Annotated in this window: 19 protein-coding genes; 11 read left to right on the top strand and 8 right to left on the bottom strand. The window is 70.2% G+C overall.

The window, feature by feature from the left end; all coding sequences use genetic code 11:
- The 8 genes from FJV41_RS08545 to FJV41_RS08510 all read left to right on the top strand — a co-directional run bounded on the left by FJV41_RS08545 (position 1) and on the right by FJV41_RS08510 (position 8,973).
- Positions 1-723 (top strand): HmuY family protein, encoded by a 723-nt coding sequence (locus FJV41_RS08545; RefSeq protein ID WP_141641930.1) that lies wholly within the window; start codon positions 1-3, stop codon positions 721-723.
- Positions 724-755: 32 nt separating this feature from the next.
- Complete coding sequence (locus FJV41_RS08540; protein ID WP_141641929.1) at positions 756-1,847, top strand: hemin-degrading factor; 1,092 nt, start codon at positions 756-758, stop codon at positions 1,845-1,847.
- On the top strand, positions 1,844-2,761 hold the full coding sequence (locus FJV41_RS08535; protein WP_141641928.1) for a heme/hemin ABC transporter substrate-binding protein: 918 nt from the start codon (positions 1,844-1,846) through the stop codon (positions 2,759-2,761). Before FJV41_RS08540 ends, FJV41_RS08535 begins: the two co-directional genes overlap by 4 nt.
- Positions 2,758-3,855: a FecCD family ABC transporter permease gene (locus FJV41_RS08530; protein WP_141641927.1), complete on the top strand. Its 1,098-nt coding sequence runs from the start codon at positions 2,758-2,760 to the stop codon at positions 3,853-3,855. Before FJV41_RS08535 ends, FJV41_RS08530 begins: the two co-directional genes overlap by 4 nt.
- A complete protein-coding gene (locus tag FJV41_RS08525; RefSeq protein WP_141641926.1) occupies positions 3,852-4,655 on the top strand; it encodes a heme ABC transporter ATP-binding protein in 804 nt (267 codons plus the stop codon). Before FJV41_RS08530 ends, FJV41_RS08525 begins: the two co-directional genes overlap by 4 nt.
- 304 nt (positions 4,656-4,959) lie before the next feature.
- Positions 4,960-6,627, top strand: a complete 1,668-nt coding sequence (locus FJV41_RS08520) for a hypothetical protein (protein WP_246137094.1) — start codon at positions 4,960-4,962, stop codon at positions 6,625-6,627.
- Positions 6,628-7,059: 432 nt separating this feature from the next.
- A complete protein-coding gene (locus FJV41_RS08515; protein ID WP_220137841.1) occupies positions 7,060-7,668 on the top strand; it encodes a hypothetical protein in 609 nt (202 codons plus the stop codon).
- 456 nt (positions 7,669-8,124) lie between these two features.
- Positions 8,125-8,973, top strand: a complete 849-nt coding sequence (locus FJV41_RS08510; RefSeq protein ID WP_141641924.1) for an EamA family transporter — start codon at positions 8,125-8,127, stop codon at positions 8,971-8,973.
- A gap of 60 nt (positions 8,974-9,033) precedes the next feature.
- Here FJV41_RS08510 and FJV41_RS08505 read toward each other — a convergent pair whose 3' ends face one another.
- Genes FJV41_RS08505 through FJV41_RS08470 form a run of 8 tightly spaced genes read right to left on the bottom strand, consistent with a single transcriptional unit; the run spans position 9,034 to position 20,352 of the window.
- Entirely contained in the window at positions 9,034-10,953 is a 1,920-nt protein-coding gene (locus tag FJV41_RS08505) for a tetratricopeptide repeat protein (protein ID WP_141641923.1), read from the bottom strand.
- Positions 10,953-11,591: a hypothetical protein gene (locus tag FJV41_RS08500; RefSeq protein ID WP_141641922.1), complete on the bottom strand. Its 639-nt coding sequence runs from the start codon at positions 11,589-11,591 to the stop codon at positions 10,953-10,955. Before FJV41_RS08500 ends, FJV41_RS08505 begins: the two co-directional genes overlap by 1 nt.
- The gene (locus tag FJV41_RS08495; RefSeq protein WP_141641921.1) at positions 11,588-12,106 is read right to left on the bottom strand and encodes a hypothetical protein; all 519 of its coding nucleotides are present in this window, start codon (positions 12,104-12,106) and stop codon (positions 11,588-11,590) included. The genes FJV41_RS08500 and FJV41_RS08495 overlap by 4 nt, the downstream gene beginning before the upstream one ends.
- Positions 12,103-15,378: a tetratricopeptide repeat protein gene (locus FJV41_RS08490; RefSeq protein WP_141641920.1), complete on the bottom strand. Its 3,276-nt coding sequence runs from the start codon at positions 15,376-15,378 to the stop codon at positions 12,103-12,105. The genes FJV41_RS08495 and FJV41_RS08490 overlap by 4 nt, the downstream gene beginning before the upstream one ends.
- Positions 15,375-17,036 (bottom strand): hypothetical protein, encoded by a 1,662-nt coding sequence (locus FJV41_RS08485; protein ID WP_141641919.1) that lies wholly within the window; start codon positions 17,034-17,036, stop codon positions 15,375-15,377. Before FJV41_RS08485 ends, FJV41_RS08490 begins: the two co-directional genes overlap by 4 nt.
- A complete protein-coding gene (locus FJV41_RS08480; RefSeq protein WP_141641918.1) occupies positions 17,033-17,668 on the bottom strand; it encodes an outer membrane beta-barrel domain-containing protein in 636 nt (211 codons plus the stop codon). Before FJV41_RS08480 ends, FJV41_RS08485 begins: the two co-directional genes overlap by 4 nt.
- Positions 17,669-17,721: 53 nt before the next feature.
- The gene (locus tag FJV41_RS08475; RefSeq protein ID WP_141641917.1) at positions 17,722-19,935 is read right to left on the bottom strand and encodes an AgmX/PglI C-terminal domain-containing protein; all 2,214 of its coding nucleotides are present in this window, start codon (positions 19,933-19,935) and stop codon (positions 17,722-17,724) included.
- Positions 19,936-19,974: 39 nt separating this feature from the next.
- Entirely contained in the window at positions 19,975-20,352 is a 378-nt protein-coding gene (locus tag FJV41_RS08470; protein WP_246137093.1) for a hypothetical protein, read from the bottom strand.
- A gap of 318 nt (positions 20,353-20,670) precedes the next feature.
- Here FJV41_RS08470 and FJV41_RS08465 point away from each other — a divergent pair, with 318 nt between their 5' ends.
- The 3 genes from FJV41_RS08465 (at position 20,671) to mtsC (ending at position 26,206) form a co-directional block, all read left to right on the top strand.
- Positions 20,671-22,971 (top strand): MtsA protein, encoded by a 2,301-nt coding sequence (locus tag FJV41_RS08465; protein WP_181790493.1) that lies wholly within the window; start codon positions 20,671-20,673, stop codon positions 22,969-22,971.
- 143 nt (positions 22,972-23,114) lie between these two features.
- Positions 23,115-24,710, top strand: a complete 1,596-nt coding sequence (locus FJV41_RS08460; protein ID WP_141641915.1) for a thrombospondin type 3 repeat-containing protein — start codon at positions 23,115-23,117, stop codon at positions 24,708-24,710.
- A gap of 170 nt (positions 24,711-24,880) precedes the next feature.
- Positions 24,881-26,206, top strand: a complete 1,326-nt coding sequence (gene mtsC, locus FJV41_RS08455) for a cell-cell cohesion MYXO-CTERM protein MtsC (RefSeq protein WP_141641914.1) — start codon at positions 24,881-24,883, stop codon at positions 26,204-26,206.
- Positions 26,207-26,235: the final 29 nt, after the last annotated feature.

The raw sequence follows: 26,235 nt of genomic DNA, 5'->3' as shown, positions 1-26,235 counted from the left end.
ATGTCCCGCCCCACCTTCTTCTCCGTGTCTCGTTTCGGCCGCGCCGCCGCGGTCCTGTGCCTGTCCGGCCTGCTGTCCGCCTGCGGTGACGACCTGGTCCCCACGCCTGGGGACGACGATGACAACACGCCGGAGCAGCCGGGCGTCGAGGTGCCGGCGAACGGCACGCACGTGCGCCACGTGGGCAACACGGACGGCTCCATCACCACCGTCGTCGACGCCACGAGCAAGACGGATTGGGTGGGCCTGGACCTGGACACCGGTCTGCAGGTGAGCGCGAGCACGGACGCGACGTGGGACCTGTCGTTCCAGCGCTTTGGCATCCGCTCGCGCGGCGGCGTGAATGGCACGGGCGGCGTGGAGGTGGCGGTGCTGCCCTCGCAGGACTTCGCCCAGCTCACCCAGGCGCCCGCGGGCGGCTACTCGGTCGACGCGGATGACGGCGACGACGAGGGCGTGGACCCGGACACCGTCTTCCAGGCCAACGGCGCCTGGTACGCCTACGACGTGTCGACGCACAAGCTGTCCCCGCGCGCGCAGGTGTACGTCGTGCGCTCCGACGCGAAGGCGTACTTCAAGGTGGAGATGCTGTCCTACTACGACGACGCCGGCACGCCCGCGATGCTCAAGCTGCGCTGGACGAAGGTGACGGCGCCCGTCTCGGCTGGCGCGCTCGAGGATGGCGTCTCTCCCAGCGGTCTCCCTGTCGAAGCGTCTCACTGAAGTCGAAGTCTTCCTTTCCCCTGGTGTCTGCCATGATTTCCCAACCTGTTTCGCCGGCGTCTTCTCTCGAGCCCACCGCCCTCCGTCAGCGCTGGCAGTCGCTGCGCGAGGAACAGCCGCGCACCCGTATTCGTGACGCGGCGGAGCAACTTGGCGTGAGCGAGGCGCAGTTGCTCGCCACCGGTGTGGGTGAAGACGTCGTCCGGTTGGACCTGCGCCTCGACACGTTGTTGCCGCGCCTGGAGTCGCTGGGCAAGGTGATGACGCTCACGCGCAACGAGAGCGCCGTGCACGAGAAGCGCGGCCTGTACCGCAACGTCGAGGTGAACGGCGCCGTCGCGCTGGTGCTGGACGAGAACATCGACCTGCGGCTGTTCCTTACGCGCTGGCGCTTCGGCTTCGCGTTCCGAGAGGTCCGTCCGGAGGGCACGCGGCGCAGCCTGCATTTCTTCGACGGCACGGGCATGGCCGTTCACAAGGTCTACCTGGAGGACGAGTCCGGCGTCAGCGCGTTCGAGCGACTGGTGGAGGACTACACCCACGCGGAGCAGTCGCGCGGGGTGCCGGTGGAGGCGGCCACCGCGGCGGAGGCCCCCCGGCCCGATGGCGACATCGACGTGGAGGGCCTGGTGTCCGGCTGGCGTGCGCTCCAGGACACGCACGACTTCTTCCCGCTGCTGCGCCGCTTCAAGGTGGCGCGGACCCAGGCGCTCCGGCTGGTGGGGAGTGAGTTGACCACGCCCGTGGCGACCTCCTCGCTGACGTGGGTGCTGGAGAAGGTGGCGGCCTCGGGCCTGCCCATCATGGTGTTCGTCGGCAACCCGGGCGCCATCCAGATTCACACCGGCCCCGTGCACACCGTGCGCGCCATGGGCCCGTGGATGAACGTGTTGGACCCGAGCTTCAACCTGCACCTGCGCACGGACCACGTCCACACGGCCTGGATTGTCCGCAAGCCCACGCGTGATGGCGTCGTCACCTCGCTGGAGCTGTTCGACGCGGCCGGTGAGAACATCGCGCTGCTCTTCGGCAAGCGGAAGCCCGGCATCCCCGAGCAGCCTGAATGGCGGGCGCTGATGGAGGAGCTTATCGCCGCGCTGCCCGCGACCGGGGTGGCGTCATGAAGCGCGTGACGGTGCTCCTGGCGGCGCTGCTGCTGTCGCAGGCCGCGCTGGCCGCTGCTCCGGCCGCACCCGCCGCCGCGAAGGCGGCACCTGCTCCTGTCGCGGCGAAGACGGCCCCGGTTCCCGCCGCGCCCAAGCTGGTGACGGTGGGGCCCGCTGTCACCGAGACGGTGTTCGCGCTCGGCGCGGGAGCGCAGGTGGTGGGCGTGGACGACACCAGCCTGGCGCTGCCCGTGGCCCGGAGCCGGCCGAAGGTGGGCTACCAGCGCGCGCTGGCCGCGGAGCCCCTGCTCGCGCTCGGCGCGGCGTGGCTGCTGGCGTCGGAGGAGGCGGGACCTCCTGGTGTCCTCGAGCAGCTTCGCACGGCGGGAATGGAAGTCGTGGTGCTGTCCAACCTGCCCACGCTGGATGCGGCACGGCAGCGCATCCGGACGCTCGCGACGAAGCTGGGCCGGGTGTCCGAGGGTGAGGCGCTCGTCGCGGAGCTGGAGGCGGACCTGAAGCGCGCCGCTGCTCGTGCCGCGTCGGCGAAGCAGGCGAAGCCCAAGCGCATCCTCGCGCTGTATGCCCGGGGCGCCAACGCCCTCATGGTCGCGGGCAAGGACACGGCCACCGATGAACTCATCCGGCTGGCGGGGGGTGTGAATGCCGTGACGGGCTACACCGGTCACCGGCCGCTGACGGCCGAGGCCGTGGTTGGCGCGGCGCCCGACATCATCCTGCTTCCCGGCAGCTCGCTGGAGGCCGTTGGAGGTGAGGCGGGACTTCGGCTGGTCCCTGGCCTGTCCCAGGTGCAGGGCTGGAAGCTGACCACCATCGAGGACGTCCACTTCATGAGCCTGGGGCCCAAGCTGGGCAAGGCCGTGCAGCGCTTGCAGGACGGCATGGGACTTCCGGCGCAGGACGGGACATGAGCGCTTCGGACGTGGCTCCCGCTCCCGCGACGTATCCGGCGCGGGAGCAGGTGAGGGTGCCTGGTGGCCGTCCTCGCCCATGGTTCGTGCTGGGCGCCGCGCTCGTGGTCGTCACGCTCACGTCGCTCTCGGTGGGCTCCTACCGGGTGCCACTGTTGGGGCTGTTCGGCAGTGCGCTGGAGGCGTTGGGGCTGGAGACGGGATATCGGCTGGAGCCGATGCAGCAGGCGGTGTTGCTGTCCATCCGTCTGCCTCGCGTGGTGCTCGGGGTGATGGTGGGCGCGGTGCTGGCCACCAGCGGTGCCGCGCTCCAGGCGTTGTTCCGCAACCCGCTCGTGGAGCCGGGCCTCCTGGGGACTTCCAGCGGCGCGGCCCTGGGCGCGGTGGCCGCCATCGTCATGGACGTGGCCCTCAGCTCGCGGCTGGGGCCGTTCCGGTTGCTCGTGGTACCGGGCGCGGCGTTCCTGGGCGCGCTGAGCGCCACGTTGCTCGCGCAGAGGTTGGGCGGGGGTGGTGGGCGCACGGAGACGGCGCGCATCCTCCTGGCGGGCGTGGCGGTGAGCGCGGGCGCGGGCGCGGGGATTGGCCTGCTCACGCAAATGGCCACCGACGCGCAGCTTCGCACCATCACCTTCTGGACCTGGGGCAGCCTGGCCGGCGCCTCCTGGAGCGTGGTGGTGGCGTCCACGGTGCCGCTGCTCATCGCGCTGGTGTTGCTGCTGAGGGATTCACGCTCGCTCAACCTGCTGCTTCTGGGAGAGCGCGAGGCATGGCACCTGGGCGTGGACGTGGAGAAGCTGAAGCGACGGCTCATCCTCGCGGCGGCGCTGGGCGTCGGCGCGGCGGTGTCCGTCACGGGCATCATCGGCTTCGTGGGGTTGCTCGTTCCGGCGCTGCTGCGGCTCGCGCTCGGGCCGGACCACCGGCGGTTGATGGGGGCTTCGGCGCTCCTGGGCTCGGCGTTGCTCGTCGCCGCGGATGTGCTCGCTCGCACGGCGGCGGTGCCCCAGGAGCTTCCCGTCGGTGCGCTCACGTCCATGCTGGGCGTTCCTGTCTTCATCTCGATGCTGGCGCGCGGCAAGGGGATGTCATGAGCCTGGAGGCACGGGGAGTCGAGGTGTGGCGAGGCCGGGGTCGCGCGCTGGGACCGGTGTCGCTGAACCTGGTGCCTGGCGAGGTCCTCGCAGTGGTGGGGCCGAACGGCGCGGGCAAGTCCACGCTGCTCTCGGCCTTCTCCGGGGAACTTCCCTGCACCGTGGGCGAGGTGCTGATGGATGGGCGCCCGCTGTTGAAGTGGCCTCCCCGGGAGCGCGCGTTGCGGCTGGGCGTGCTTCCCCAGGAGTCGTCACTCGGGTTCGGCTTCACCGTGCTGGAGGTGGCGCTGCTGGGACGCAGCCCTCACGCCACGCGGGGCGAAGGAAGCGCGGACATGGATGCGGCGCAGGCCGCGCTGGAGGTGATGGACATCCGGCACCTGTCGTCGCGGCCGTATACCTCTCTCTCGGGAGGAGAGCGTCAGCGGGTGCAGCTCGCGCGCGTGCTCGCGCAACTCTGGGAGGCGCCCGAGCACGGTCATCGTTATCTGTTGCTCGACGAGCCGACGTCGAGCCTGGACCTCTCGCATCAGCATCTCGTCCTGGAGGAAGCGACGCACTTCGCGCGGGACGGAGGTTCGGTGCTCGCGGTGCTCCATGATTTGAATCTGGCCGCGCGTTACGCGCATCGAATCGCGGTCCTGGCGGACGGCAAGCTGGTGGAGCTGGGGTCTCCCGCCCAGGTTCTCCGTCCGGAACTCATCGCCAGCACCTTCGGTCTGCAGGTCCGTCTCGTCGAGTATCCAGACTCACCCGCGCCTTTCATCATTCCCTCGGGCCGGGCCCCGCATCATCCATGAGCGGGTGTCTTCAAGTTTCGTGAGTTGCTTCTCGCGGGGGTGTGCGGCGAACCCGGCCTCCCTCCATGTCGCACCGCCGGGCGCCCGCCCCCGCGAGGAGTGTTTGTCGATGGGCCTGCCTGCCCCTGAGCAGACGAGCAGGCTGGAAACAGAGCCTGTCGTGTCGGATGTCTGACATTGCGACACGGTGAATGCGGGCAAGCAGGGGACCCCCGCGTCTCCTGCTCATGCTGTTCTTCGAGGGCACCATGTTGTCCTGCCGCGCACTCGTCACCAGTGTGGCGGACGTGGAGGTGGGACGGCGTTGGGCTTCGAGTCGGCTGTTCGCGCGAGTGGGTGGGCGCTCGTGTACTGGGCGCTGGGCGTGGGGTTGCTGGCGTGTGGCGCGGGCTCGGGAGCCGTTCCGTGTGATGCCGCGTGCGAGGCTTCCGACGAAGCCTGCCGGATGAGCGCGTGCTCCACCGGGCCCGAGGAAGCCGTGAGGGCCCAGGTCGACTGCGGCGCGCTTCCTGTCGGAGGACGGTGTCTGGGGCCTCGCGTGGTGGAGCGCTGTCACGACGGACAGCTCGCGCGCGAGGACTGCGCGGTGAGCGAGGCCTGCGTCGAATCGCAATCCTCCGATGGCGCGCACTGCGAGCCAGGCGCGGCCTGTGTGGAGAGCACCACGCGCTGCTCGGACATGGGCGCGCTGGAGCGGTGCTCGGCGGGGCGCTGGCTCGAACAGCGATGTGAGGCGGGCTGTGTCGCGGAAGGGAACCGGGGCTGGTGCGGCGCGCCCGGGCGCACGCTGAGCGGTGTCGCGCGTTACGAGCGCCGCTTGCCCGACGCGGCCTTCCACGACTGGACGCCGGAGACGGAGTGGGTGCCGGCCCGAGGCTTCCTCGTCGCGTCCTTCCATGCGGGCACGCTCATCGACCTGGGGGTGACGGACTCAGTGGGGCGCTTCACCGTGCGCCTGCCGACGGAGGTGGGCCCGGAGGACCTCGTCGTGGTGTACGCGGCGGGGCAGGGGAAGCCCGGCACGGTGGACTACGCGGTGGCGGACCCGGGCCTGTCTGGGCCACAGACGCTGCCTGTGACGCCGGGGGCTTCCGCGCGGCTGTGGAGCTGGGCGCGCCCGACGCGGGAGTTGATGGACGCGCCCGTGGTCGCCATCGAGGAGTCGGAGGGCTCGGGCGCGGCGGCGGTCTTCGAGGCGCTGAGCGCGGCGTGGAATGGCACGCGGGAGCGGTTTGGCCGGACGGGGTTGCCCGTGGTGGCGTGGTTGGGCTTCGGCACGACGTGGTCGTGTGGGGCGTGCTTCGCGCCGTGGCAGGTGACGGCGGCGGGGCGGCGCTGGGGCGCGCAGCTCTGGCTGCCGGGAGACTCCGACGCGGCGTGGTGGTCCGAGGCGATGGTGCTCCACGAGCTGGGGCACTGGGCGATGGCCAGCCACGGGACGAGCCCCTCCGAGGGCGGACCGCACTATGTCGGGGTGCCCACCTTCCCGGGCCAGGCGTGGAGTGAGGGCTGGGCCACGTGGTTCAGCTCCGACACGCGCGGCAATCCCCGCTACTACGACAGGCAGGGCGGGACGATGTTCTGGCTGGACCTGGAGACGCGTTCACCGGAGCTGGTCGCGTGGTCTCGGCCGAAGCCCGAGGACGGATTGCTCCAGCCCATCGAGGAGAACGAGGTGGCCGCCATGCTCTATCGGCTGGGCACCGGTACGCCGTCGCGGCAGGTTTTGTACGAAGCGCTCGCGGCTCCGGCGATGAACCTGGCGCCATGGGCGCGGGGGTATCGCAAGCACACGTGGAGGATGGTGGAGGGAAGGCAGGTGGACGTGGTGGAGACGACGGAGGCCGCACCGTGTCTCGCGGACTTCCTGGACACACTGATGTGCAAGGGCTACCCGCGGGCATTGATGGACGCGGCCACCGAGCCGACCCTGGCGTATCCGTATCCCAGCCATGAGCCCCTGTGCCGGTGAGGCTGTGATGCGCAAGTTGGAGCGGCAGGGGCCAGTTCTGGAGTCCGCGGTGTCGATGATGGAACGTGTCCGGCGGGATGGCCGGGAGGCCCTCGTTCGCCCTGATGTTGTGTCGGTGTTCGACGTGGTGGGGCTCGTTGCCCGAGCGCGCGTGGGGCGTGCCATTCGGGGTGCGTGCTCATGACGTCACGACGACGCATCGTGGGCGCCGTGCTGGCGCTGGCGCTGATTGGAGCACTTGCGGCGGGAGTGGCTTCGGGCGTCGAGCGAGCCCGAGGCCGACTGCGCAAGCCTCCCGAGCCTCGACCTCCCTTCTCCCAGAGAGACGAGGTTCCGTTGAGTGGTCCCGTGCACGGGGAGGAGGCTTCGCGCCTCGCGACGCGGACTCGAGCAGCTCCGGTGTCCGCATCGAGGCCTGTGTCGGCGGTACGCATGTCGACCGCGTCACCGTCGAAGGGGAAGTCTGGAGGCGCCGGTCTGGTGCGCGATGCGGTCCACCGCGTGCATCCGCGAGGCGTGGCGGTTGGCGAGGAGCACACGGAGGAGTCCTCGGACGACAGCGCGGCCACCGCGTTGAGCGGAGGTTCATTGGCGGGGCTCACCACGCGAGTGCCCGCTCCGATGCGCGTGAACTGGCGCGTGGTGGACGCCGAGGGCGGAGGACTCCTTCTCGTGGCCGAAGTCGAGCGGAGGGCGGGCTTCAACGTGCCCATCGCGGTGAGCATCGTGCTGCCTCCGGAGGCGCGGCTCATCGAGGGGACGACGGACTTCGTGCTGCCGGAAGGTGAGGGTGAGGATGTGCGCGCGGTGCCGTGTGTGGTGAGCGTGACGCCGGGGGTGGTGCCGCGGACGGACCTCGTGATGGTGGCTCATGCGGAAGGCTCGGCCTTCGGAGCCCATGCGGAGGCGCGTTACACCTTCGGTCGACAGCACCTCGTCGAGCGGCGGCCTTCGCCCACGGGGCCTGTCCTGCCAGCGCGCTTCCTCTCGGGCGACGTGTCGGGGGACTCCGAGGACTCCGGTGAGGATGATGCTCCCTGAGTGAGCGGCGATGAGGCGAGCGAAGCCTGTCGCACTTCCGACAGGCGCACCCTGCTCAAGCCCTTGCGGGAGATGCGAAACCTCCTCGTGGGGTGCTCGTCGCCCCGGGAGTGGAGCGAGTGGCTTGCGTGTCCTCGCCACGCGCGAAGCACCGCTCCCCGAGAAGGCACGGCTTCTTCGAGTGGACTGATGCTCCGCGCTCCAGGTCTCGCGGAAGGAGCGGTGCGCCTCTCTCCCGAGCGGTGAGCACGTCACGCCACGCGGTACCAGTCGCCTGCCGAGCCTTCCCTGTCTGCCCGCTTGTCCGCGGCCGACGCACCGACGGTTCGGGCGAACTCCGAGGAGGACTGTGCTCCCCTCGCATGACCAGGAGTGTGCCTCCCTCGCATGAGGACTGCGAGGCGCGCGGCGACGCGCTAGATACAGGCCTTCGCCGCTGTCCAGGAGCCTCGCCCGTTGGAGACCGTCGCGCTGGGGTTGGTGTTGGTGTCCGCGTTCCTTCACGCGTCCTGGAACGCGATGCTCAAGAAGCATCCGAATCCCGAGGCAGGCGTGGTGGGCGTCATCACCGTGGCGGTGGTGGGCGGTGGTCTGTGGTCGCTCGGTATGAAAGGGGAAGCGTTCCCCTCCTGGCGGGGGCTCGCATGGGCGCTCGGGGCAGGCGTCTGTGAGAGCGTCTATCTGGCGGCGCTGTCTCGTGCTCTGCACCGCGCACCGTTGGGCCTCGCGTACACGGTGTCGCGAGGTGGCGCGATGCTCCTGGTCTGGCCGGTGTCCGTGCTGGCACTGGGTGAGCCCATCTCCGCGTGGACCGTCACGGGCGCGGTGGTGCTGGGCGGTGGGCTCGCGGTGATGCATCTGTCGCGTCCCACGGGGCCCGCTGCGTCTGGAGTCGCGTGGGCCGCGCTGTCGGCGGTGGCCATCGCCGGCTATCACCTGAGCTACAAGATGGCGCTCTCGGACGGCGCGCAGCCACCCGCCCTCTTCACCACGGGCCTGCTCGTCGCGCTGCCCGTGCTGGTGCTGGAGCGGAGCCGGCAGATGGGGTGGGCCACCCTCCAGCGAGAGGCGTGGAGCCGTCCCGGTCTGGTCGTCTTCGCGGGGGCCATCTGCATGCTGTCCTTCGCGCTGCTGCTCTCGGCGCTGAACGACAGTGGGGCAGGGGCGGTGCTCACGCTGCGCAACACCTCCATCGCCTTCGCGCTGGCCCTGGCCGCGCTTCAGGGAGAGAGGCTGGGACGCCGCCAACTCGTGGGCGCGGCGTTCGTCTCCGTGGGCGCGGTGTTGCTCGGCATGCCCGCGTAGCCGCCCAGCCTCGTCCGCCTGGGCCGAGGCTCCGCGCCAGACGGGGCGGAGCCGTCGCGCCTACTCCGCCTTGGCCGATGCACCCAGCCGCTTCAAGGACAGCTGCGCGTCCTCGTGGTTGGGCTGGAGCTTCAGCGCCGTCTCGTACTCCTGCTTCGCCTCATCCAGCCGCTTCGAGGCTTCCAGCAACTGGCCCAGCGCGTTGTGCGGCTCGGCGAAGGTCGGGTCCACCTGAGAGGAACCCCGGAAGGACTTCTCCGCGTCCTTCGCGTTGCCCTGCTGGTACAGCGCGTGGCCCAGGTACAGCAGCGCCAGCGCGTTGCGAGGCTCCACCGCCAGCGCGTCCGTCAGCACCTTGCGCGCCTTCGCGCCGTCGCCGCCGCGCAGGTACAGGAAGCCCAGCTCGGCCCGCGCTTCAATCTGCGCCGGGTCCTTCGCCACCACTTCCTCCAGCTCCGTCACCGCCAGGTCCGGACGCCCGCGTCGCGAGTGGACGATGCCCAGCCGCGCCAGCGCCGCCGTATCCGACTCCTCGCCTTCCTTGGGCCGCAGGTACGTCTCCGCACCGGCGTAGTCCCCCATGGCCATCAGGAGGTCCGCCAGGGCCAGCTTCGCCACGCGGTGGTTCGGGTCCTCCTTGAGGACCGCCAGGTAGAGCGGCTGCGCCTTCGCCGACACGCGCTTCTTCGCGTAGGTGTCCGCCAGCGCCAACCGGTTCTCCACCGTGGGCGACAGCGCGACACATTCCTCGTACTGGGCAATCGCGCCGTCGAAGTCACCCTTGGCCTTCAGCGCCTCGCCGTAGCCCGCCCTCGCGGCCGCGTCCTTGGGGAACGCCTCCACCGCCGTCTTCAGCGTGGCCACGGCCTCCTCGGCCTTGCCCAGCGACAGGTACGCACGCGCGAGACCCTGGTACGCCTCCGTCGTCTTCTTCCCGTCGTCGGTGCTCTTCTCGATGGCCTTCTTGAAGGCCTCCACCGCCTGCTTCTTCTTGCCCTGCTCCAGGTACAGGTGGCCCAACTGCGTGTACGGCCCGCTGGCCCGACGCGGCTCCAACACCAGCGCCTTCTCGAAGGACTTGGTGGCGCGCACGTTGTCGCCCAACTGGTAGTAGGCGAGCCCCAGATTGAAGTGGGCCTCCGCGTACTTCGAGTCGGCGGCGATGGCCTTGAGGAACGCCTCGGTGGCCTTGCGCGGGTCGCCCTTCTCGTTGAGCGCCACGCCCAGGTTGTTCTGCGCGCGTGCGTGCTTCGGGTCCGCGGCGATGGCGCGCTGGTACTCGGCGATGGCACCGTCGAAGTCGTTCTCGCGCAGCAGCAGGACGCCCAGGTTGTAGTGCGCCTCCGCGTCGCCCAGCTTCTCGCGCGTGGCCTCGCGCAGCGTCTCCTTGGCCTCGCCGTTGAGCCCCTTCTCCGCCAGGGCCTTGCCCAGGTTGACGCGGGCGACGTTCAGCTTGGAGTCCAGCTTGAGCGCCTCACGGTACGCCTCGATGGCGTCGTCCGTGCGGTTGGCGCGCTGCAGGGCCTCGCCCAGGTTGAAGCGCAGCTCCGCGTCCTTCGGCGCCAGCTCCACCGCCATCGAGTACTGGCTGATGGCCACGTCCGTCTCGTCCAGCACGCGGGCCAGAAGGCCCCGCTCCGAGCGCAGCGACGCATCCTCGGGAAACGCGGCGATGGCCTGGTCCAGCAGCGTGCGCGCGGCCTCCGCGTCGCCCGCGAGCCTCAGCGCCCGACCCAGTGCCAGGCGGGGCGGAATCAGGTCCGGCTCCACCTCCACCAGCTTCTTCAGCGGCTCCACCGCCTTCTTCGGCTTGTTCAGCGCGAGAAAGGCCGTGCCCAGGCGATAGAGCGCATCGGCGTCGTCCGGAGACGCGCGCAGCCGGGCACTCTCCACCGCCGCGGTGCGCTCGAGCGCGGCCGCGTCGGGTGGAGGCGTCTGGGCGGTGAGCAGCTGGAGGACTAGGACGCCGGCTTTCGTCATCACAGGTTCTCCACGTAGGGACTGGCACGCGCGTCGAACGTCTTCTTGGCGAGGGCCGTCTTCTTCGCCTCCCAAGCCTCCCGCGCCGTCTTCTCTTCCTTCTGGTCCTCGGAGAGGTCGGCGAGCTCCTCCTTCACCTCCGCGTCGCACTCGGCCACCTGCTCCTCGAACTCCTTCGGGTCCAGCTCCTCGCTGCCCTCCACCTTCGCCTTGCGGGCCGCAGTCAGCTTGGCCAGCTCGAACTTGGCGAAGGCGCAGTTGCGCGCCAGCTCCGACACGTCACGCAACCCCACCGACAGCCGCTGCTTCGCGCGCAGGTACTCCACGCGAGCCTCGGACTCCTCGATGGCCAGCTTCGCCACCTCGCGCGAGACTTCGTCCGTCGCGCGGTCCACCTCGTCCTCCGCCGCCTCCTGGCGGGAGCGGGCGCGGCGGATGTTGTCGCGGGCGCGGTCAATCTCGTTGTTGTTCTCGTCCACCTTGTCGACGGCGAGCGCCAGCTCGTTCTCCGCCTCCAGCAGCTCGATGCGGACTTCAAACGGGAGCTTCTTCACCAGCGAGCCAGGCACCTTCATGCCGTAGCTGGGGCCGCACGCGGCCAGGAAGAGCGGGAGGGTGAGCAGGACGATGTGCTTCATGGAACGGTCGCCTCGAAGCTGCCGAAGATGGTGCGGCCGGAATAGATGTCGATGCCGTTGACGAAGGTGACGTGGAAGTCACCGGTGACACGCTGGCCCTGCGCCGTGGGGAGGTTGTCCACCACGAGCGAGCCTCGCTCCAACTGCGGGAAGACGCGCGCCGGCTCGTCCAGCACGCTGCGGCCGATGACGCCGCGCTGCGCGCCGCCTTCCAGGGCCTCGGCCAGGTTGATGGTGAGCCCGCCGGTGTAGCCCTCGGGAATCATGTCCCCCACGCGCGCGCTGACCTTCAGCACGGTGTTCACCCCGGAGCCCTGGGGCGAGACGAAGTTGATGGACAGCTCTCCTTCGGCCAGCACCGCCTCCGCGCGCTTGTACTTCAGGTCCAACAACGGCGACACGCTGCCTTCCAGCGCGCCGCCCTCGTCGCTACACGCGCACAGCCCGGCCACCAGCGCCACGAGCGCCAGGGTCCGGAAGCCGTGCGAGTGCGTCGGGTGGAGACGCGGGCTCACTTGCACGCCTTCCAGCCCGCGGTGTCCACGTCGGCGCCGTTGAGCGAGCCCACGTCCTTGAGGACGGCCAGGTCTCGCCGCGCCCCGTCCACGTCGCCGAAGCGGCAGCGCAGCGCGGCCAGGTTGAGGCGCGCCTTGTCGTAGGTGGGGTCGGAGTCCATCGCCTTGGCGTACGCGGCGCGCGCGCCCATGGCGTCACCCATGTTGAGCAGCGCCCAGCCCAGCGCCGAGTGCGCCGAGGCCTTGGTGTCCTGGAGCTCCGTGACGCGGCCGAACGTCAGCTGCGCCACGCCGAACTGGCGCGCCTCCAGGTACGCCATGCCCAGCGCTTCCAGCGACTCCACGCTGAGGGTGCGCTCGGCCTTCTTGCGCAGGTCATCCAGCGCGGCCAACTGCGTGGGCGCACCCGGCTGGGGCACCGGCAGCGCGGCCTGTTCGGCGCGCGAGCGGCAACCCACCACCGCCGCGCTGAAGACCTCCAGCGACTCCGCGCGGGACAGACACGCCTTGAACGCCTCCTCCGAGCGCGTCTTCAGCGGGCCGACCTGCTCCTTCACCGCCGCCTGGAACTGCTGCGACTCCGAAGCGGAGAGGCCGCCCGGCACCGGCGTGGACTCGACGACGTCCGCGATGTGCCCGTACGCCAGCGCCAGCCGCCACAGCGAGGCCACCGCCCACTCGGGGTAACCCAGCGACGCGGCCTGCGTGTAGATGCCCTCCAGGCTCTGGAGCGCGGCGACCTTCTCCTCCACCTTGTCCGCCGGCAGGTCCTTGTAGCCGCGGTAGAGAATCTCGCCCAGGAACCACAGGCCCCTGGCCGCCTCTTCCGTCTGGCCGTTGGGGCCCTGCACCGCCGTGGTGAGCGTGGCCACCAGCGCGTCCGCGGACGCCGTGGGCGCCGTGACTGCCTGCACCTCCGCCAGCACCGCCGCCGCGCCCGCGCTCCTCGGGTCCAGCTTCAGCGCCGCGTCGGCCGCGAGCTTCGCGCGCGAGTAGTCCTTCGCCTTCAGCCGCGCCTCGGCCAGCAGCACCAGCACCTCGGACTTGCGCGCGCCCGACACTTCCGCCGCCGTCTCGAGGTTGCGGGCCGCTTCCTTGTACTCACCCAGCGCCATGCGCAGCCGCGCGCCGGCGAGCCACCCATCCACGCCGGCGATGTCCGCGCCCAGCTTCTGGCCCACCTGCTCGAACCACGTGGCCGCCTCGCCGAACGCCGCCGCTTCCGCCGCGTGCCGGCCGAGCGTCAGGAGCACGTCCGACAGGTACTGGCTCTTGGGGTAGTCCTGCACCAGCTTGGCGCCCAGGTCGCGCTCGGCCTGCAGGTCGCGCTTCTCGCGCGCCGCCGTGAAGGCGCCGTACAGGGCCTTCTCGCCGATGTCGCTGTTCTTGTTCTCGTCGGCCACCTTCACGAGGCCCTGGATGACGTCGCCCGTCTCCTGGGCGCTCTGCAGCGCGAGCTCGTCCAGCGCCTCGGCGCGGCTCTGGGTGAGAATCTTCTGCACCTCCGCGCGGAAGTTGCCGGGCAGGGGTGAGGTGAGGAACTTCTTGCCCGTCTCGTCCAGGCCCTTGAAGTCGTTGACCTGCCGCAAGCTGTCCAGCGCCAGGTTGCCGGCGACGGTGGCTTCCTTGTGCTGCGGATGGGTGAGGGCGAAGGCGGTGAACAGCTCCGCCGCCTTGGGGTAGTCGCCGTCCTCGTAGAAGGCGCGCGCGATGTTGAACTTCACGTCCAGGACGTTGGGGCTCTTGGGGTAGCGCGAGACGTACTCCGCGCCCAGCAGCTTCATCGCCTGACGCGCGTCCGCGACTTCATACGCGTTGCGCTTGAGCGCCTCCTCCGGCTTGAGCGTGGAGAAGTGCGCGAGCAGCGCGGCGTAGAGGGCCTCTTCCTCGCCCTTGGCGTCCTTCGCCTTCGACTCGTAGCGGGCCAGCTCCTCGAACTGACGCGCGGCGCGCGTGTAGTCCTTGGCGGAGAAGAGCGCCTCCGCGCGGTTCTTCATCATCGGCCGCACGTACTGGTCGGGACGGAAGAGGCTCAGGTACGCCTCGTACGCCTCGGCGGTGCTCAGGTAGAGCTCCTTCTCCTCCTTCTTCTGCGCCGCCAGGTGGAGCAGGGTGGCCAGGTCGCGCCCCATCTCCTCCAGCTCCACGAGCTGCTTCTTGCGGTCGACCTCCGACAGCTCCGGGTCGGTCTTGGACTGCACCGCCGCGCGCACGAGGATGCGCAGGTCCTCCGGCTCCGGCAGCACCTTGCCCTTGGACGCCTTGAGCGCGTCGTAGAGCTTCTGGCCGCGCTCCAAATCCAGCTCGGGATCGTGCTGAATCTCCATCAGCTTGCGCAGCGCGGGGATGGCCCACTCGTACTGCTGTTTGATGAAGTAGCGGTTGCCCAGCTTGTCGAGCGCCAGCGCGTAGGTGGCGCGGCTTTCGCTGAGCTTCTCGAAGTAGTTGAGCGCGCCCTTGGGCGGCTTCGCCTCCGTGTAGCTGTAGACGAGGTCAAGCAGCGCCTCGCGCTTCACGTTGAGCGCCTTCTTCACGTCCATGCCCGGCAGGGGGGCGCTCGCGGCCGCGGCCTCGAAGAACGTGACGGCCTCCGCGTGCTTGGCCTGGTTGACGCGAATCCAGCCCATCTTGTAGCGGGCCAGGTCGTGCACGGGGGAGGGCGGGGCCTCCAGGATGGCCTGATAGTGGCGCTCGGCCTCGACGAGGTCCGCCTTGTCGAAGAAGTGGTCGCCGAGAATCTGCTCCGACTCCAGCCGCAGCGGGCTGTTGGGGAACTTGCGCGTCAGGTCGCCGAGCGTCTTGAGCATCTCGTCGAACTGACCGAGCTCTCGCTGCTCGTGCGCCAGGTAGAACGTCACCTGGTCCCCGTCCTTGAAGTCCGGGTACTCGCGCAGCAGCCGGTAGTACATCTGCACGGCCTTCTGCTTCATCAGCCGCGTCTCGGGGGAGACGATGGCGCCCGAGGCTCCCTCTGGCCGGGACTCGGCCTGGAGGTAGTACACGTAGCGGCTCTTCTCCACGAAGAGCTCGGCGAGCCGGAACTGGAGGTCCGGCAGGTACGGCGCGTTGCGGCTCTTGGAGATGAGCTTCTCCGTCTCGCCGATGGCGCGGTCGACCTTGAAGATGTCTCGCTTGAGCTTGGCGATGAACTCGTCGCGCTCCTTCGCCTTCGAGACCATCGGATTGAGGCCGGGGCCCGCCGCGCGGCCCGTGCCTCCGGGGGACGCCGCGAGCAGGGCGGCGGTAATCAGGCCGGTCAGGGGGCCGGTCATGGGGTCTCCTCGATGCAGCGGCTCTCGATGCTGACCCGGTACGACTTGAGCTCGTCGTTCCAGTATTCGCCGTCGAAGCGGAAGGCGACGCTGTCGGGCGTCAGGAGTTGTTCATCCTCGGGCGCCACGATTTTCGCGCCCTTCTTCACGCGCTCGTACAGCTTCAGTCCCACTTCGTATTCCATCAGTCGCACCTGCTCCGCGGCGCGCAGGAGCGTGTCCGCTTCCTGGCGCACGGCCTCCGCCAGTCGCGCGTCGTACACGCGCACGGCCTCGGCGCGAGACAAGTCGTACAGCTTCGTCAGGTGCGAGAAGAGCCGGTCGCCGAAGCTGCCGGCGTAGCGGCCCAGGCGCTCGCCCTCCAGGTCCAGCGTCTCCACGAAGCGCGAGGCGCGCTGGGTGCCACCGTGCGAGTTGGCCGCGCGGCGCAGGCGGAGGTCCTGGGTGAGGTCGTCGCGGTTGCGCACCGCCTCCAGCGAGTCCGCGAACCTGCGCGTCAGCTCCTTCGCCGCGCGCTTGGCGGGCAGGTAGTGGCAGAGGTCGCGGTAGATGAGGGCGCGCAGCAGGTACTTGTCCGGCAGGAACTCGTCGCGGAACGACGGAGCATCCAGGGTGGTGAGGATGCCCAGCGACGCGCGCGGCTCACCCAGCTTGTAGCGGGTCCACGCTTCCTCCAGGTAGAGGCTGGCGCGGCCCGGGTCCAGCTCCGGCAGCTTCACCAGGTTGTACGCCTCCAGCGCGCCCGTGTAGTCCAGCCGCTCGTAGCGCAGGCGGGCCACCGCGAGCGCCGCCTCGTTGCGCGCCTCGCGCGTGAGCTTCTCGTCCTTGGACAGGCCCAGGAAGTCCGCGATGAGCTCCTCGGAGGGCTCCTTCACCTGCTTGAGCCGGGTGACGAGCAGCGCGAACTTCGCGCGGCTGGCCTCGGCGCTCGTCTCCGACAGCTTGGCGAAGTGCGTGTTGGCCCAGCGCTCGTTGCCCACGCGCAGGTCGACGAGGCCCTGCTGATAGTGCGCGTACGCGCCCGTGTCTTCCGGGAGGAAGCCCAGGTCGAGCGCGCCGAAGACCTGCTCGTCGATCATCACGTCGTCGTGCGGCCGGTCCGTCAGCTCCTTCAGCGTGTCGAGCGCGCGGGGGATGACGTTCGGGTTGGAGCGCTCACGGGCGATGCGCGCCAGATACGACGCGCCCGCGTGCGTCAGGCCCAGGTCGATGAGGCTCCGGGCGAGGAAGTACTGCGCCCAGGCGTAGTTGTCGTCCGTCTTGGGCGCGGCCTGGAGCCACGCGTAGAGGGGACCCGCGGCGTCGCGCGGCTTGCCGTCGAAGTAGTCCTGCAGCGCCTGGTCGAAGATGGCCGGGTCCACCTTCTGCGGCACGGGCGGCGGCGCCTCGGCGGCGGCCTCCGGCTTCTTGTCGGACGCGGCAGCCGCGGGCGCGCCCTCGGTGCCGGCGGCCGGCGCGGGTGCACCGGACTCGGCGGGCTTCGCGGCCGGAGCGGGGGAGCCCGTCGCGGGTCTGGCGGCGGCGCCGGGCGTGGCCTTCGCGCCGGAAGGAGGTGGCGGCATGGGCAGCGAGCCACCGCCAGACTGGGCGGGAGCCGTCGCTGGAGACACGACGAGCGCGGCGCTGGCGAGCGCGGCGATAAGTGAGCGGGGGGTCATTCCGTGGCGCCGAAGTTGAACGCGGTACCGAGCTGGACCACGGGGACATTGATGATGCGGGAGGCACCCGCGAACACGACGTTGTTCGTCACGTCGAGCCGGAACGACAGCGTCTTGCCGGAGAACATGCGCACGCCCAGGCCCAGGTTGATGGCGGGGCGGAAGCCGTCCTGCCGGTCAATCTTCACCACCGTGCCGCCGCCGAGCAGGAACGCCTCGAAGTGCAGCACGGAGCTGTTGAGCACGGCCGTCTTGCCGTAGAGCGGGCTCCAGACGAGGTCCGAGCCCACCATCCACTGCACCTGGTCCTCGAACGCGGAGGCGGTGGGGGCCACGTCGAAGTCGCGCTCGAGCTGCCGGCGCAGCGACGTCTGGATGTTGTAGCTGTACGTGCCGCGGCCCACCTGCCACGCGAACGTGTCGCTGAAGTGGTACGTGTACGAGACGCTTCCAGTGAGGCCCTTGTAGAAGGCGTCGGCCGGCAGCACGCCGACCCCGAGGTACAGCTCGTGGTTCATCCGGTACTGCCGCTCCTGGATGGCGGAGACGGCGCCGGGATTCTCGAGCGCCTCGGCCTGGGCGCGGGCAAGGCCGGGCGCCAGGAACAAGAGAATGAGCAGGGCGTATCGCACGGTGGGGGCTTCCTGGCGGATGAGCGGAACGAAACGCGGGTGGGGGGCCCGCGTCAGTAGCCGACGGAGTTGAAGAGGAACGGGTAGGTGATGATGACCACGCCGCCCTTGGGGGCGGGGAAGGTCCAGGACTTCAGATTGGTGAGGATGCAGGCCTCGACGGAGGCATTGCGCAACGTGGAGGACTTCGTCTTCGCCGCGGCCACGCGGCCGTTGGCGCCGATGGTCCACTCCAGCACCACCTTGCCGGCGAGGCCCGGATCCTTGAGCAGCGCGCGCTCATAGCAACCGTGCACTTCGTTCAGGTGGCTGTTGATGACGCGGGCCACGGCCTCGCGGTCCACGGTGCCCTGGGTGGAGGCGATGCTGCGCGCGGTGGCGCGCGTGACGGTGCCGCCGACCTTCCCCTTGCCCACCGAGCCCGCGCCCAGCGCGCCGATACCGCCGCCGCCCTTGCCGCGCAGAAGCTCCGCGCCCAGCGTCGCGCCGCCGCCCTTGCCGCCGCCGCCCAGGCCGAACGTGCCCAGGCCCGCGTTGGCGATGGGCGCCTTTCCGATGAGGCCCGACAGCTTGTAGTTGGAGTTCTTCACGTTCTTGCTGCCCGGGCCGCTGCCCAGCTTGTCCACGGCGGCGAGCAGGTCATTGGTGGCGGGCCCGGCGGCGGACAGCTTCGCCAGCGCCTTGAGCGCCTTGTTCTCCGCGGGCGCGGCGGCCACGGCCTTGGGCTGCTCCTTGGGCGGAGGCGGTGCCTTCTCCACCGGCTTGGGCGGCGCCTTCTCCGCGACCTTCTCCTTCGGTGGGGCCTTCTTCTTGATGGCCTCCAGCTTCTGCTTCGCCTCTTCCTTCTTCTTCGGCTCGGGGGCGATGAGGCGCAGCGCGACGGGCGGCAGGCTCTTCTGGGTGAAGTCCGCCGTCTCCGGCGTGGGCGGCTTGAGCGCGATGAAGGCGCCCATCCCCGACGCGAAGAGCAGGAAGCACATCATCGCCAGCCACGGCAGGCCCTTGAGCGGGTTGACGAACACGCGCGTGGGGATGGGGGCGGCATAGGCCACCAGCGACATCTGGCCCTGCGTCAGCCGGGCGCCCACGCCCTCGCGCAGCGTGATGAAGCGGCGGCTGCCGTCGGACTCCAGCGCCGCGCCGGTGACGGGGGTGAAGCGGCCGTCATTGCCGCTCTTCTCCACCTCGGTGCCAGGAGGCACGAAGAGGCGGAAGGCGCCGTTGGCCGACTCGGCCAGGGTGAAGGGCCCGGTGCTCTCCGGCAGCGTGAAGCCCCACAGCGGCATCGCGTCGGGGAGGTCCAGCGACGCCTTCACCGGCTGCTTCTTGTCCGGCTTGAAGCGGCGCGCGTCGCGGCGGATGGTGCCCCAGTAGAGCTCCAGGTAGAGCTGGGGCGTGCCCTTGCCCGGGTCCAGGCGCGGCGCGTGCGTGGGCCTGGACGCGGTGACGCGCGGCTCCTGGAGCAGCGGCCCTTGCGGCGCGGGCAGCGGCTCCAACGCGACGTCCGCGAGCAGATCATCCGCGAACAGCATGCCCGTGTTCGCGGCCTGCGGCGGCTCCTGCGTCACGCGGCGGCGCACGGACGGCACGGTGCCGGCGGGCACGGGCTGGTGGGGGGCCTGCAGCGGCACGGGCTGCGGCGCGGCGGCCACGTGGGCCTGGGCGTTGATGGAGGCCTGCGGCGCGTGCGCGACGGGCGCCGGCATGGGGACCATGGCGGGCGCGGCGGACTGCTGCGGATAGATGGCCTGCGTCGCCGCTTGCGCCGGATGGGCCTGCTGCTGTGGCACGGCGCGAATCGCGGGCACGGTGGTGGCCAGTGGCTGCGCGGGCGCGGTGGCGGGGCGGAGCTGACGCACGGGCGCGGCCTGCTGCGCGGGGGGAGGCGGCGCGGGCTGCGGCGTGCCGAACAGCGCGGCGACCTCCGGCGGAGGCTGCGGCTTGGCCTCGTGGGGCTTCTGCGCCAGCACGCGCGTCTTGAGGACGAACGGTCCGCACAGCACCTCGTCCACGGAGCGAATCTCGCACGCGGTGACGCGGTGTCCGTTGACGAACAGGCCCGTGGCGGTGCCCGCGTCCTGGATGGCCGCGCGTCCGTTCTGGAAATAGAGCAGCGCGTGGCGCGGCTCCACGGCCGGGTCTTCCAGCCTCAGGTCCGCGGACGGGTCTGAACCGAGCGCATACGTGCCGGGGACGAAGACTTCCGTCCCAACGAGGAGTCCGTCGCGGAGGATGACGACTTGCAGGACGCTGGGCTGGCCGCTCAACGGTGACGCTCCCTTCAAGGGCTGGTGGGCGGTGCTGCCCTACTGGTCGTACACCGTGGCGAGCGTTTCGGCGCGGAAGCTGTCGCGCTCGCGGATCATCGACCGCGTCTTCAGCTCCTTGCGGTCATAGAGATAGACGGCGCCCGACTTGTTCGTCTGGCCCTGGATGAGCCGGTCGTCGAAGTCGATGCGGGACGGGCCGCGCTGCGGCGGCGCCGAGGAAGTGGCGGCCTCGGACTCGCCCGTCACCGGGTCCGTCACGGGCGCGCTCTTGGTTTCAATTTTTGGCGGGGCCTTGGCACTGGACTTCTTGCCAGCCTTCGACTTCGCCGATTTCGCGGAACGGCCGCGGCCCTGGGCCCAGGCGTCGCTCGGGATGAACAGCGTACCGATGCCGAGGAGCTGGGCGACGGCCATGCAGAGGAGGAAGCGTCGCATCATCAACAGGTTAAGCGATGCGTGTATGGACCTGTCAACGCACACTCCAGGGCTGTTCGTGAGACGTCGGTCAACAGGTGTGGGGGGCACTCCACCCCATGTGGGGCGCGTGCTCCACGACTGCACTTGCTCGTTGCCGGCCGAGCGGAAAGATGTCGTGCCGCTCCGTGTCTGAAGTCGCTGTCCAACCGGGCGGGCACGGGGAGAATCCTCGTGGCCTCGCGCGAGAGGAGGGAGGATGCTTTCTCGCGAAAGGCACCGGGACACGACGTGACGAGCGCGGCGCGCAAGTGGGCAATGCTGGCGGTGGGCGTGGCGCTGTGGAGCGCCGCCGGGTTTGTGGGTTACCGCCTGAGCACGCGGGGCGAGCGCACATCCGCGCCTCCCGGGTCCTCCGCGCCCCCCTCCTCGGGAACGGCGCCGAGGCTCGATTCGGTGGGCCCCCGGCTCACCAGCAATGAGACCTCCCAGCCCCTGTCCATCCAGGGCGCGAGGCTGGTAGCGGGATTGCGTTTGTCACTCGGTCCACCACTGTCACGCGAGCTGCCGTTGACGGTGGTCGACTCGGCCCATGCCTTCGCCCGGCTGCCCGCGGGGCTGGCGCTGCCAGAGGACCTGCCCCAGGTGGTGGTGGAGGTCCGGCTGGTGGCGGACGGGGGCGCGCCTGTCGAGGGGAGCGCCCCCCTCACGCTGGTGAATGACAGCGCCTTTCCCGACCTGATGGGGATGGTGGCGTCGCCGGATGGGCGCACGCTGTTCGTCGTCTCGCCGCCCACGGACACGGTGTACTCCCTGGACGTGGGCTCGGGTCGCGTGGAGCGGCTGGCGGTGGGGGATGGGCCCTCCGCGCTGGCGACGTGGAAGGATGCGCGCGGCCGGTCCTTCCTCGGCGTGGTCCATCGCTTCCAGCCGGAGCTGCGCGTGTTCGCGCTGGACTCTGAAAGCGAGCCGCGGGTGTTGCCCGCGCCCCTGGGGGCCTCCGGACTGGAGGTGGACGGCGCGCGTGGCGTGGCCTTCATCGCGGAGCAGGTGAGGGACACGGTGCGGGCTGTCTCGCTCGAGGATGGACGCGAGCGCTGGGCCGCGCCGGTGGACCCCAATCCGCGCGCGCTCGCCCGATGGAAGGACCTGCTGGCGGTGGGCAGCCTCCAGACGGGGCAACTGGAGCTCTTGCGTCAGGAGGACGGCGCGCGCGCGTTCACCGTGGTGCCGGGGCCGGGCGTGGCCATCGTCGGCGGCAACACGGAGCGCTTCCGCGCGCAGGTGATGGGGGGGAAGGCGCCGCGCGCGCTTGTCGCGAGCCAGAAGCTGGGCCGCCTCTTCATGGCGAGCCTGGGCCCCAATGTCGGGCCCAATCCCCAGCGCATGGAGGTGAGCAACAACAGCGGCGTGGCCGTCATCGACCCGGCGCGTGGCGACTATGTGAGACACCGGGGCTTCGGCGCGGGGGTGACGGAGGGCCTGGCGCTCGACGAGGCCACGGAGTTGCTCTACGCGGCGGACGTGGGCATCGGCTGGGTGCGGGTGATTGACGCCCGGGCGCTGGTTTCCAGCGACGACACGGTGGCGCGCGGCGCGGTGCTTCAGAAGGTTTCGCTGACGCCGCCCCAGGACATGCCGCGCATCCGTCCGGCCGGGGACTTCTCGACGAAGGGACGTGCGGGCGAGGAGCTGCACTCCGGGCCGCGCTCGCTGGTGCTCTCACCCGACGGCGCCACCCTCTATGTCCTCAACCGCTTCACCCGCGAGGTGGCGGTGGTGGACGTGCGCGACGCGCGCAAGGGGCGGCAGGGGGTGGTGACGCGGCGGCTCCCGGTGGTGGTGACGCGCGCGCAGGCCAAGCGCCGGTTGGGTCAGGTCCTCTATTACGCGGACCTGGGACGCACCGGCATCACCTGCGACGGCTGTCACATCGAGGGACACACCGGCGGGGTCTTCTACGAGAAGACGCGGCCCAATCGCATCTACCGCTCGCCCACCGTGCTGGGCAGCCGCGACACGCCGCCCTTCTTCACGCCCGCCAGCCAGCACAACCTGGCGGAGACGGCGAGCTTCGTGGGCGGACGCAACCGCTTCCACAACCCGGACCCGTCCCCCTCCGAAGTCGAGGCGCTCACCCTCTATACGTCGCTGATGGTGACGCCACCCAACCCGTACCGGGGCGAGGATGGCGCGCCGCTGGAGTCGGTGACGCTCCCGGATGGACACGTGGGTCGTCCCGCGCGGGGGCGCGCGTTGTTCGAGGGGCGGGGCGGCTGTCTGGCGTGCCATCCCGCGCCGCTCTACACGTTGGACCAGGACGCCCGGACGCGAGGCCAGTACCTGGATGTGGGCACACCCGTGGCCCTGCCGCTGCGCGTCGAGCAGCAGGACCTGGTGGTGGGCGCGGCGCCGCCGTCGCTGGTGGGCACGTGGGACATGTGGCCGCTGCTCACGAGCGCCACGGCGGGTTACGCGGTGAAGGATGGCCGGCTGGTGGTGGACACGCGCTTCCCCTTGAGGACGGTGCTGGAGACGGCCGGGCCCGCACACGGTGATGCGCGCGCCTTCAGCTCCGAGGAGCGGGACGACGTGCTCGCCTTCCTGCTCACATTGTGAGCACGCGTCGGAACGCGGCGCGTCCGGCGTTCCGTGGCGGGGCGAAATTACGGCCCGCGGTGTGTGCAGGCGTCTGAAGAATTCGACGCGGACACCGCTGTCACTTGCGTTGCCGTGGGGGGCTGGGGTCTACAATCCATCCGATGCGCCCCCTTCCGCGCTCCGCGTGGCCGCTGCTACTCCCGATTCTGCTCCTGTCCTGCTCCGACGCGGGTCTCTATGCCATCGACGGGCGTGGGGCCAACCAAGGTGACCGCGCCAACTTCTCCGGCACCGTCTGTGTTCCGCTCGCGGGCGGCGACGCGTTTCCCACCAAGGTCGTCTTCGCGCTGCAGGGAGGCGAGGGCGTGGAGACCGAAATCGTGGGCTATGCCACCGACGGCCTGTCCACGCTCTCCAGCCGCTTCTCCGGCCCGTTCGTGAAGTTCGGCCTCGTCGCCTACCACTCGGTGGCCACCGGCATCCTGGGCGGCTTCTCCGACGCGGCGGACTTCCAGGCCGCGCTCCCGCGCTACGCCACCTATCAAGAGTCGGGGCCCATCAGCGTCCGCTCCTCGCTGCGGTTGGGGAAGACGCTGTTGTCCGGCGACATGCAGACGGCGTGTCGCGGCGAGGTGGCCCGCACGCGTTACATGGTGGTCATCGTGGTGCGCAGCCAGGACACCAGCTGCTCCAACCCGGCCTTCAACATCGGCCTGGACGCGGCCTGCAACGCGCTGACGGACAAGGTCGCCTGCAGCGAGTGCGAGCTCACCGCCGTCACCGGCGAAATCAAGGCGCTGGCCCAGCAGTACGGCGCGGGCGAGGTGGTGGTGCAGCCCATCTATGTCCGAGGCGCCGTGCCGGACCCGGCCACCCGCGCGCATGTCGCGGCCATCGCCCATGCTGGCGGCACCGAGCCCATCGAGACGGACGCCGCGGGGCTGCCCGGCACCCTCACCGGGCTGAAGTACGCCGCGCGCACGAACACCCTCAAGCTCAAGCGCTTCCTCGCCTTCAACCGCAACGTGGCGGTGCGCGCAGGCCAGGTGCTCGCCGACAGCGACGGTGACGGCCTGCCCGACGTGGACGAGGACGCGCTCGGCACGGACCCGCTGCAGCTCGACTCGGACCAGGACGGACTGATGGATGGCCTGGAGGTGCGCGTCGGGTTGGATCCGCTGATACCCGACGTCATCAACGGCTGCAGCATCTCCCTGGACGACGATGGCGACCGGCTCAACACCTGCGAGGAGCGCGTGCTGGGCACCAACCCCTGCATCGGCGACACCGACGGCGACACCCTTCCGGACCTGGTGGAGGCCCTGTCGCAGACCAACCCGCTCGTGCCGGAGGACCTGCTCGACTCGGACCGCGACGGGCTGACGAACATCGCGGAGATTGAAGCCCACGGAGACCCGCTCAGCGCCGACCTCGACTTCCACCGCGAGCGCGGCTACGGCTACGACCTGGTGGAGACGGACCCCACCGTCGACGGCCGCATCTGCTACGCGACGCGCGTGGAGAACATCTCCCTCGTCGCGACGCGCGAGCGGCCCCACCCGCTCATCCCCGGCGAGGTCATCCCCGCGGGCACCAACGAGGTGTACCTCTACCTCCAGGCCGGCCGGGACAATGACCCGCGCGGCGCGGGCATCGGCTCGCTGCTCATCCAGCCCATCCAGTACGACAAGGACGAGGGACGTACCCCCTCGGGCATCCTCCCCCTCGACCCAGAGGCCTTCATCCTCGGAACGTGATCCACCCGCGAATGAGGGGTCTACCCCTCGTTCGGACTGGGGAGTGCCCCCCACACTCTCCGGTCCACAGCCTGATGCGCCGCGCACAAGTGCCTGAAACTGTTGGAATTTACTTCAGGCAAGGGTGCGGATCGTCTCTTGCTAATGGCCCGGGGCTGAAAGGAGTCACCATGACACTCGTTCGTCTCGCTCCCGCGCTGCTGCTCGGGGCCTTCCTCGTCGTGAACCCTGGCACTGCCCAGGCGCAGAACAACGACAACCCTGACAACCCGGAATGCCTCGGCGATAGCTGCGGCCGCCCACAGGAGGTGGGTGGAGGTTGTGGCTGTGGTTGCGGCTCTGTGTGGGTGAACTACACGGATGACGGCGACACGCTGTCGTACACGGATGACGCGGACGGCGACGGCCGCGCGGACGACCGGGACAACTGCCCGTTCGCCTCCAACCGTGACCAGACGGACGGCGACGGCGACGGCGTCGGCAACGTCTGCGACAACTGCTCCACGCTCTCCAACTTCCAGCAGCGCGACGCCGACGGTGATGGCCAGGGCGATGACTGCGACACGGACCGGGACAACGACGGCGTGGCGAACGAGCAGGACAACTGCCCGCTGATTCCGAACGTGGACCAGTCCGACCTGGATACCGACCGCGCCGGCGACGTCTGTGACTCGGACGATGACAACGACAACGTGCCGGATGGCGCGGACAACTGCCCGCGTCGGTCCAACCCGGACCAGGTGATGCCGACGGACGGCAGCCAGTGCCGCGTGGACGCGGACGCTGACAACATCTCCGACAACGGCGACAACTGCCCCGGGCTCGCCAACCCCGACCAGTCCGACAAGGACAACGACGGCCTGGGCGATGCGTGCGACCCGGACGCCGACGACGACAGCATCCTCAACGAGGTCGACAACTGCCGTGACGTCGCCAACCGCGAGCAGGCGGACGACGACCGCGACGGCCTGGGCGACGCGTGCGACCGGCTCTACTGCCTCGTGGTGGACCCCACCCAGAAGGACAAGTGCCTGGACCCGAAGTCCCCCTTCACGGTCAGCGCCGGCGGCACCATGCGCCTGTCGAAGTCGGGTGAGACGCTGCGTCCGCCGCTGTTCGCCAACCGCAACGGCGCGGCCATGGAGTACCGCTGGACGGTGACCCGGCGCCCCGATGGCTCCAACGCCGTGGTGGAGAACCCCCAGGGCGCGGTGACGCTCAGCCGCAACTGGCAGTACTCCTACGTGGACGGCAGCGTTCCCAACTTCGTGCCGGACACCGAGGGCACGTACGAGCTGACCGTGGAGGCCCGCCTGGCCTTCGCCGACCGCGTCTTCCCGGACAGCCGCGTCGCCACGTCCACCCTGGTGCTGACGGTGGGCGAGGGTGACGAAGACGGTCCGAACTGCAACTCCGTGCCCGCGGGCTTCAGCGCCACGGCTCTGGGCGCCGCGCTGCTGGGCGTCCTGATGCGCCGCCGCCGCCGCGAGCAGTAAATCTCATCGTCTGTTGCCAGGAGGTCGTT

The sequence above is a fragment of the Myxococcus llanfairpwllgwyngyllgogerychwyrndrobwllllantysiliogogogochensis genome (genome assembly GCF_006636215.1).
GTDB classification, from domain to species: domain Bacteria; phylum Myxococcota; class Myxococcia; order Myxococcales; family Myxococcaceae; genus Myxococcus; species Myxococcus llanfairpwllgwyngyllgogerychwyrndrobwllllantysiliogogogochensis.
Note: the sequence above shows the minus strand (reverse complement) of the source record. Positions and strands in the feature narration are given on the sequence as shown.

Coding starts and splice junctions, on each gene's coding strand:
- FJV41_RS08540 (WP_141641929.1), top strand. CDS start 756: ATGATTTCCCAACCTGTTTCGCCGGCGTCTTCTCTCGAGCCCACCGCC.
- FJV41_RS08505 (WP_141641923.1), bottom strand. CDS start 10,953: ATGACGAAAGCCGGCGTCCTAGTCCTCCAGCTGCTCACCGCCCAGACG.
- FJV41_RS08545 (WP_141641930.1), top strand. CDS start 1: ATGTCCCGCCCCACCTTCTTCTCCGTGTCTCGTTTCGGCCGCGCCGCC.
- FJV41_RS08530 (WP_141641927.1), top strand. CDS start 2,758: ATGAGCGCTTCGGACGTGGCTCCCGCTCCCGCGACGTATCCGGCGCGG.
- FJV41_RS08470 (WP_246137093.1), bottom strand. CDS start 20,352: ATGGCCGTCGCCCAGCTCCTCGGCATCGGTACGCTGTTCATCCCGAGC.
- FJV41_RS08490 (WP_141641920.1), bottom strand. CDS start 15,378: ATGACCGGCCCCCTGACCGGCCTGATTACCGCCGCCCTGCTCGCGGCG.
- FJV41_RS08535 (WP_141641928.1), top strand. CDS start 1,844: ATGAAGCGCGTGACGGTGCTCCTGGCGGCGCTGCTGCTGTCGCAGGCC.
- FJV41_RS08500 (WP_141641922.1), bottom strand. CDS start 11,591: ATGAAGCACATCGTCCTGCTCACCCTCCCGCTCTTCCTGGCCGCGTGC.
- FJV41_RS08515 (WP_220137841.1), top strand. CDS start 7,060: ATGTCGACCGCGTCACCGTCGAAGGGGAAGTCTGGAGGCGCCGGTCTG.
- FJV41_RS08485 (WP_141641919.1), bottom strand. CDS start 17,036: ATGACCCCCCGCTCACTTATCGCCGCGCTCGCCAGCGCCGCGCTCGTC.
- mtsC (WP_141641914.1), top strand. CDS start 24,881: ATGACACTCGTTCGTCTCGCTCCCGCGCTGCTGCTCGGGGCCTTCCTC.
- FJV41_RS08460 (WP_141641915.1), top strand. CDS start 23,115: ATGCGCCCCCTTCCGCGCTCCGCGTGGCCGCTGCTACTCCCGATTCTG.
- FJV41_RS08525 (WP_141641926.1), top strand. CDS start 3,852: ATGAGCCTGGAGGCACGGGGAGTCGAGGTGTGGCGAGGCCGGGGTCGC.
- FJV41_RS08465 (WP_181790493.1), top strand. CDS start 20,671: ATGCTGGCGGTGGGCGTGGCGCTGTGGAGCGCCGCCGGGTTTGTGGGT.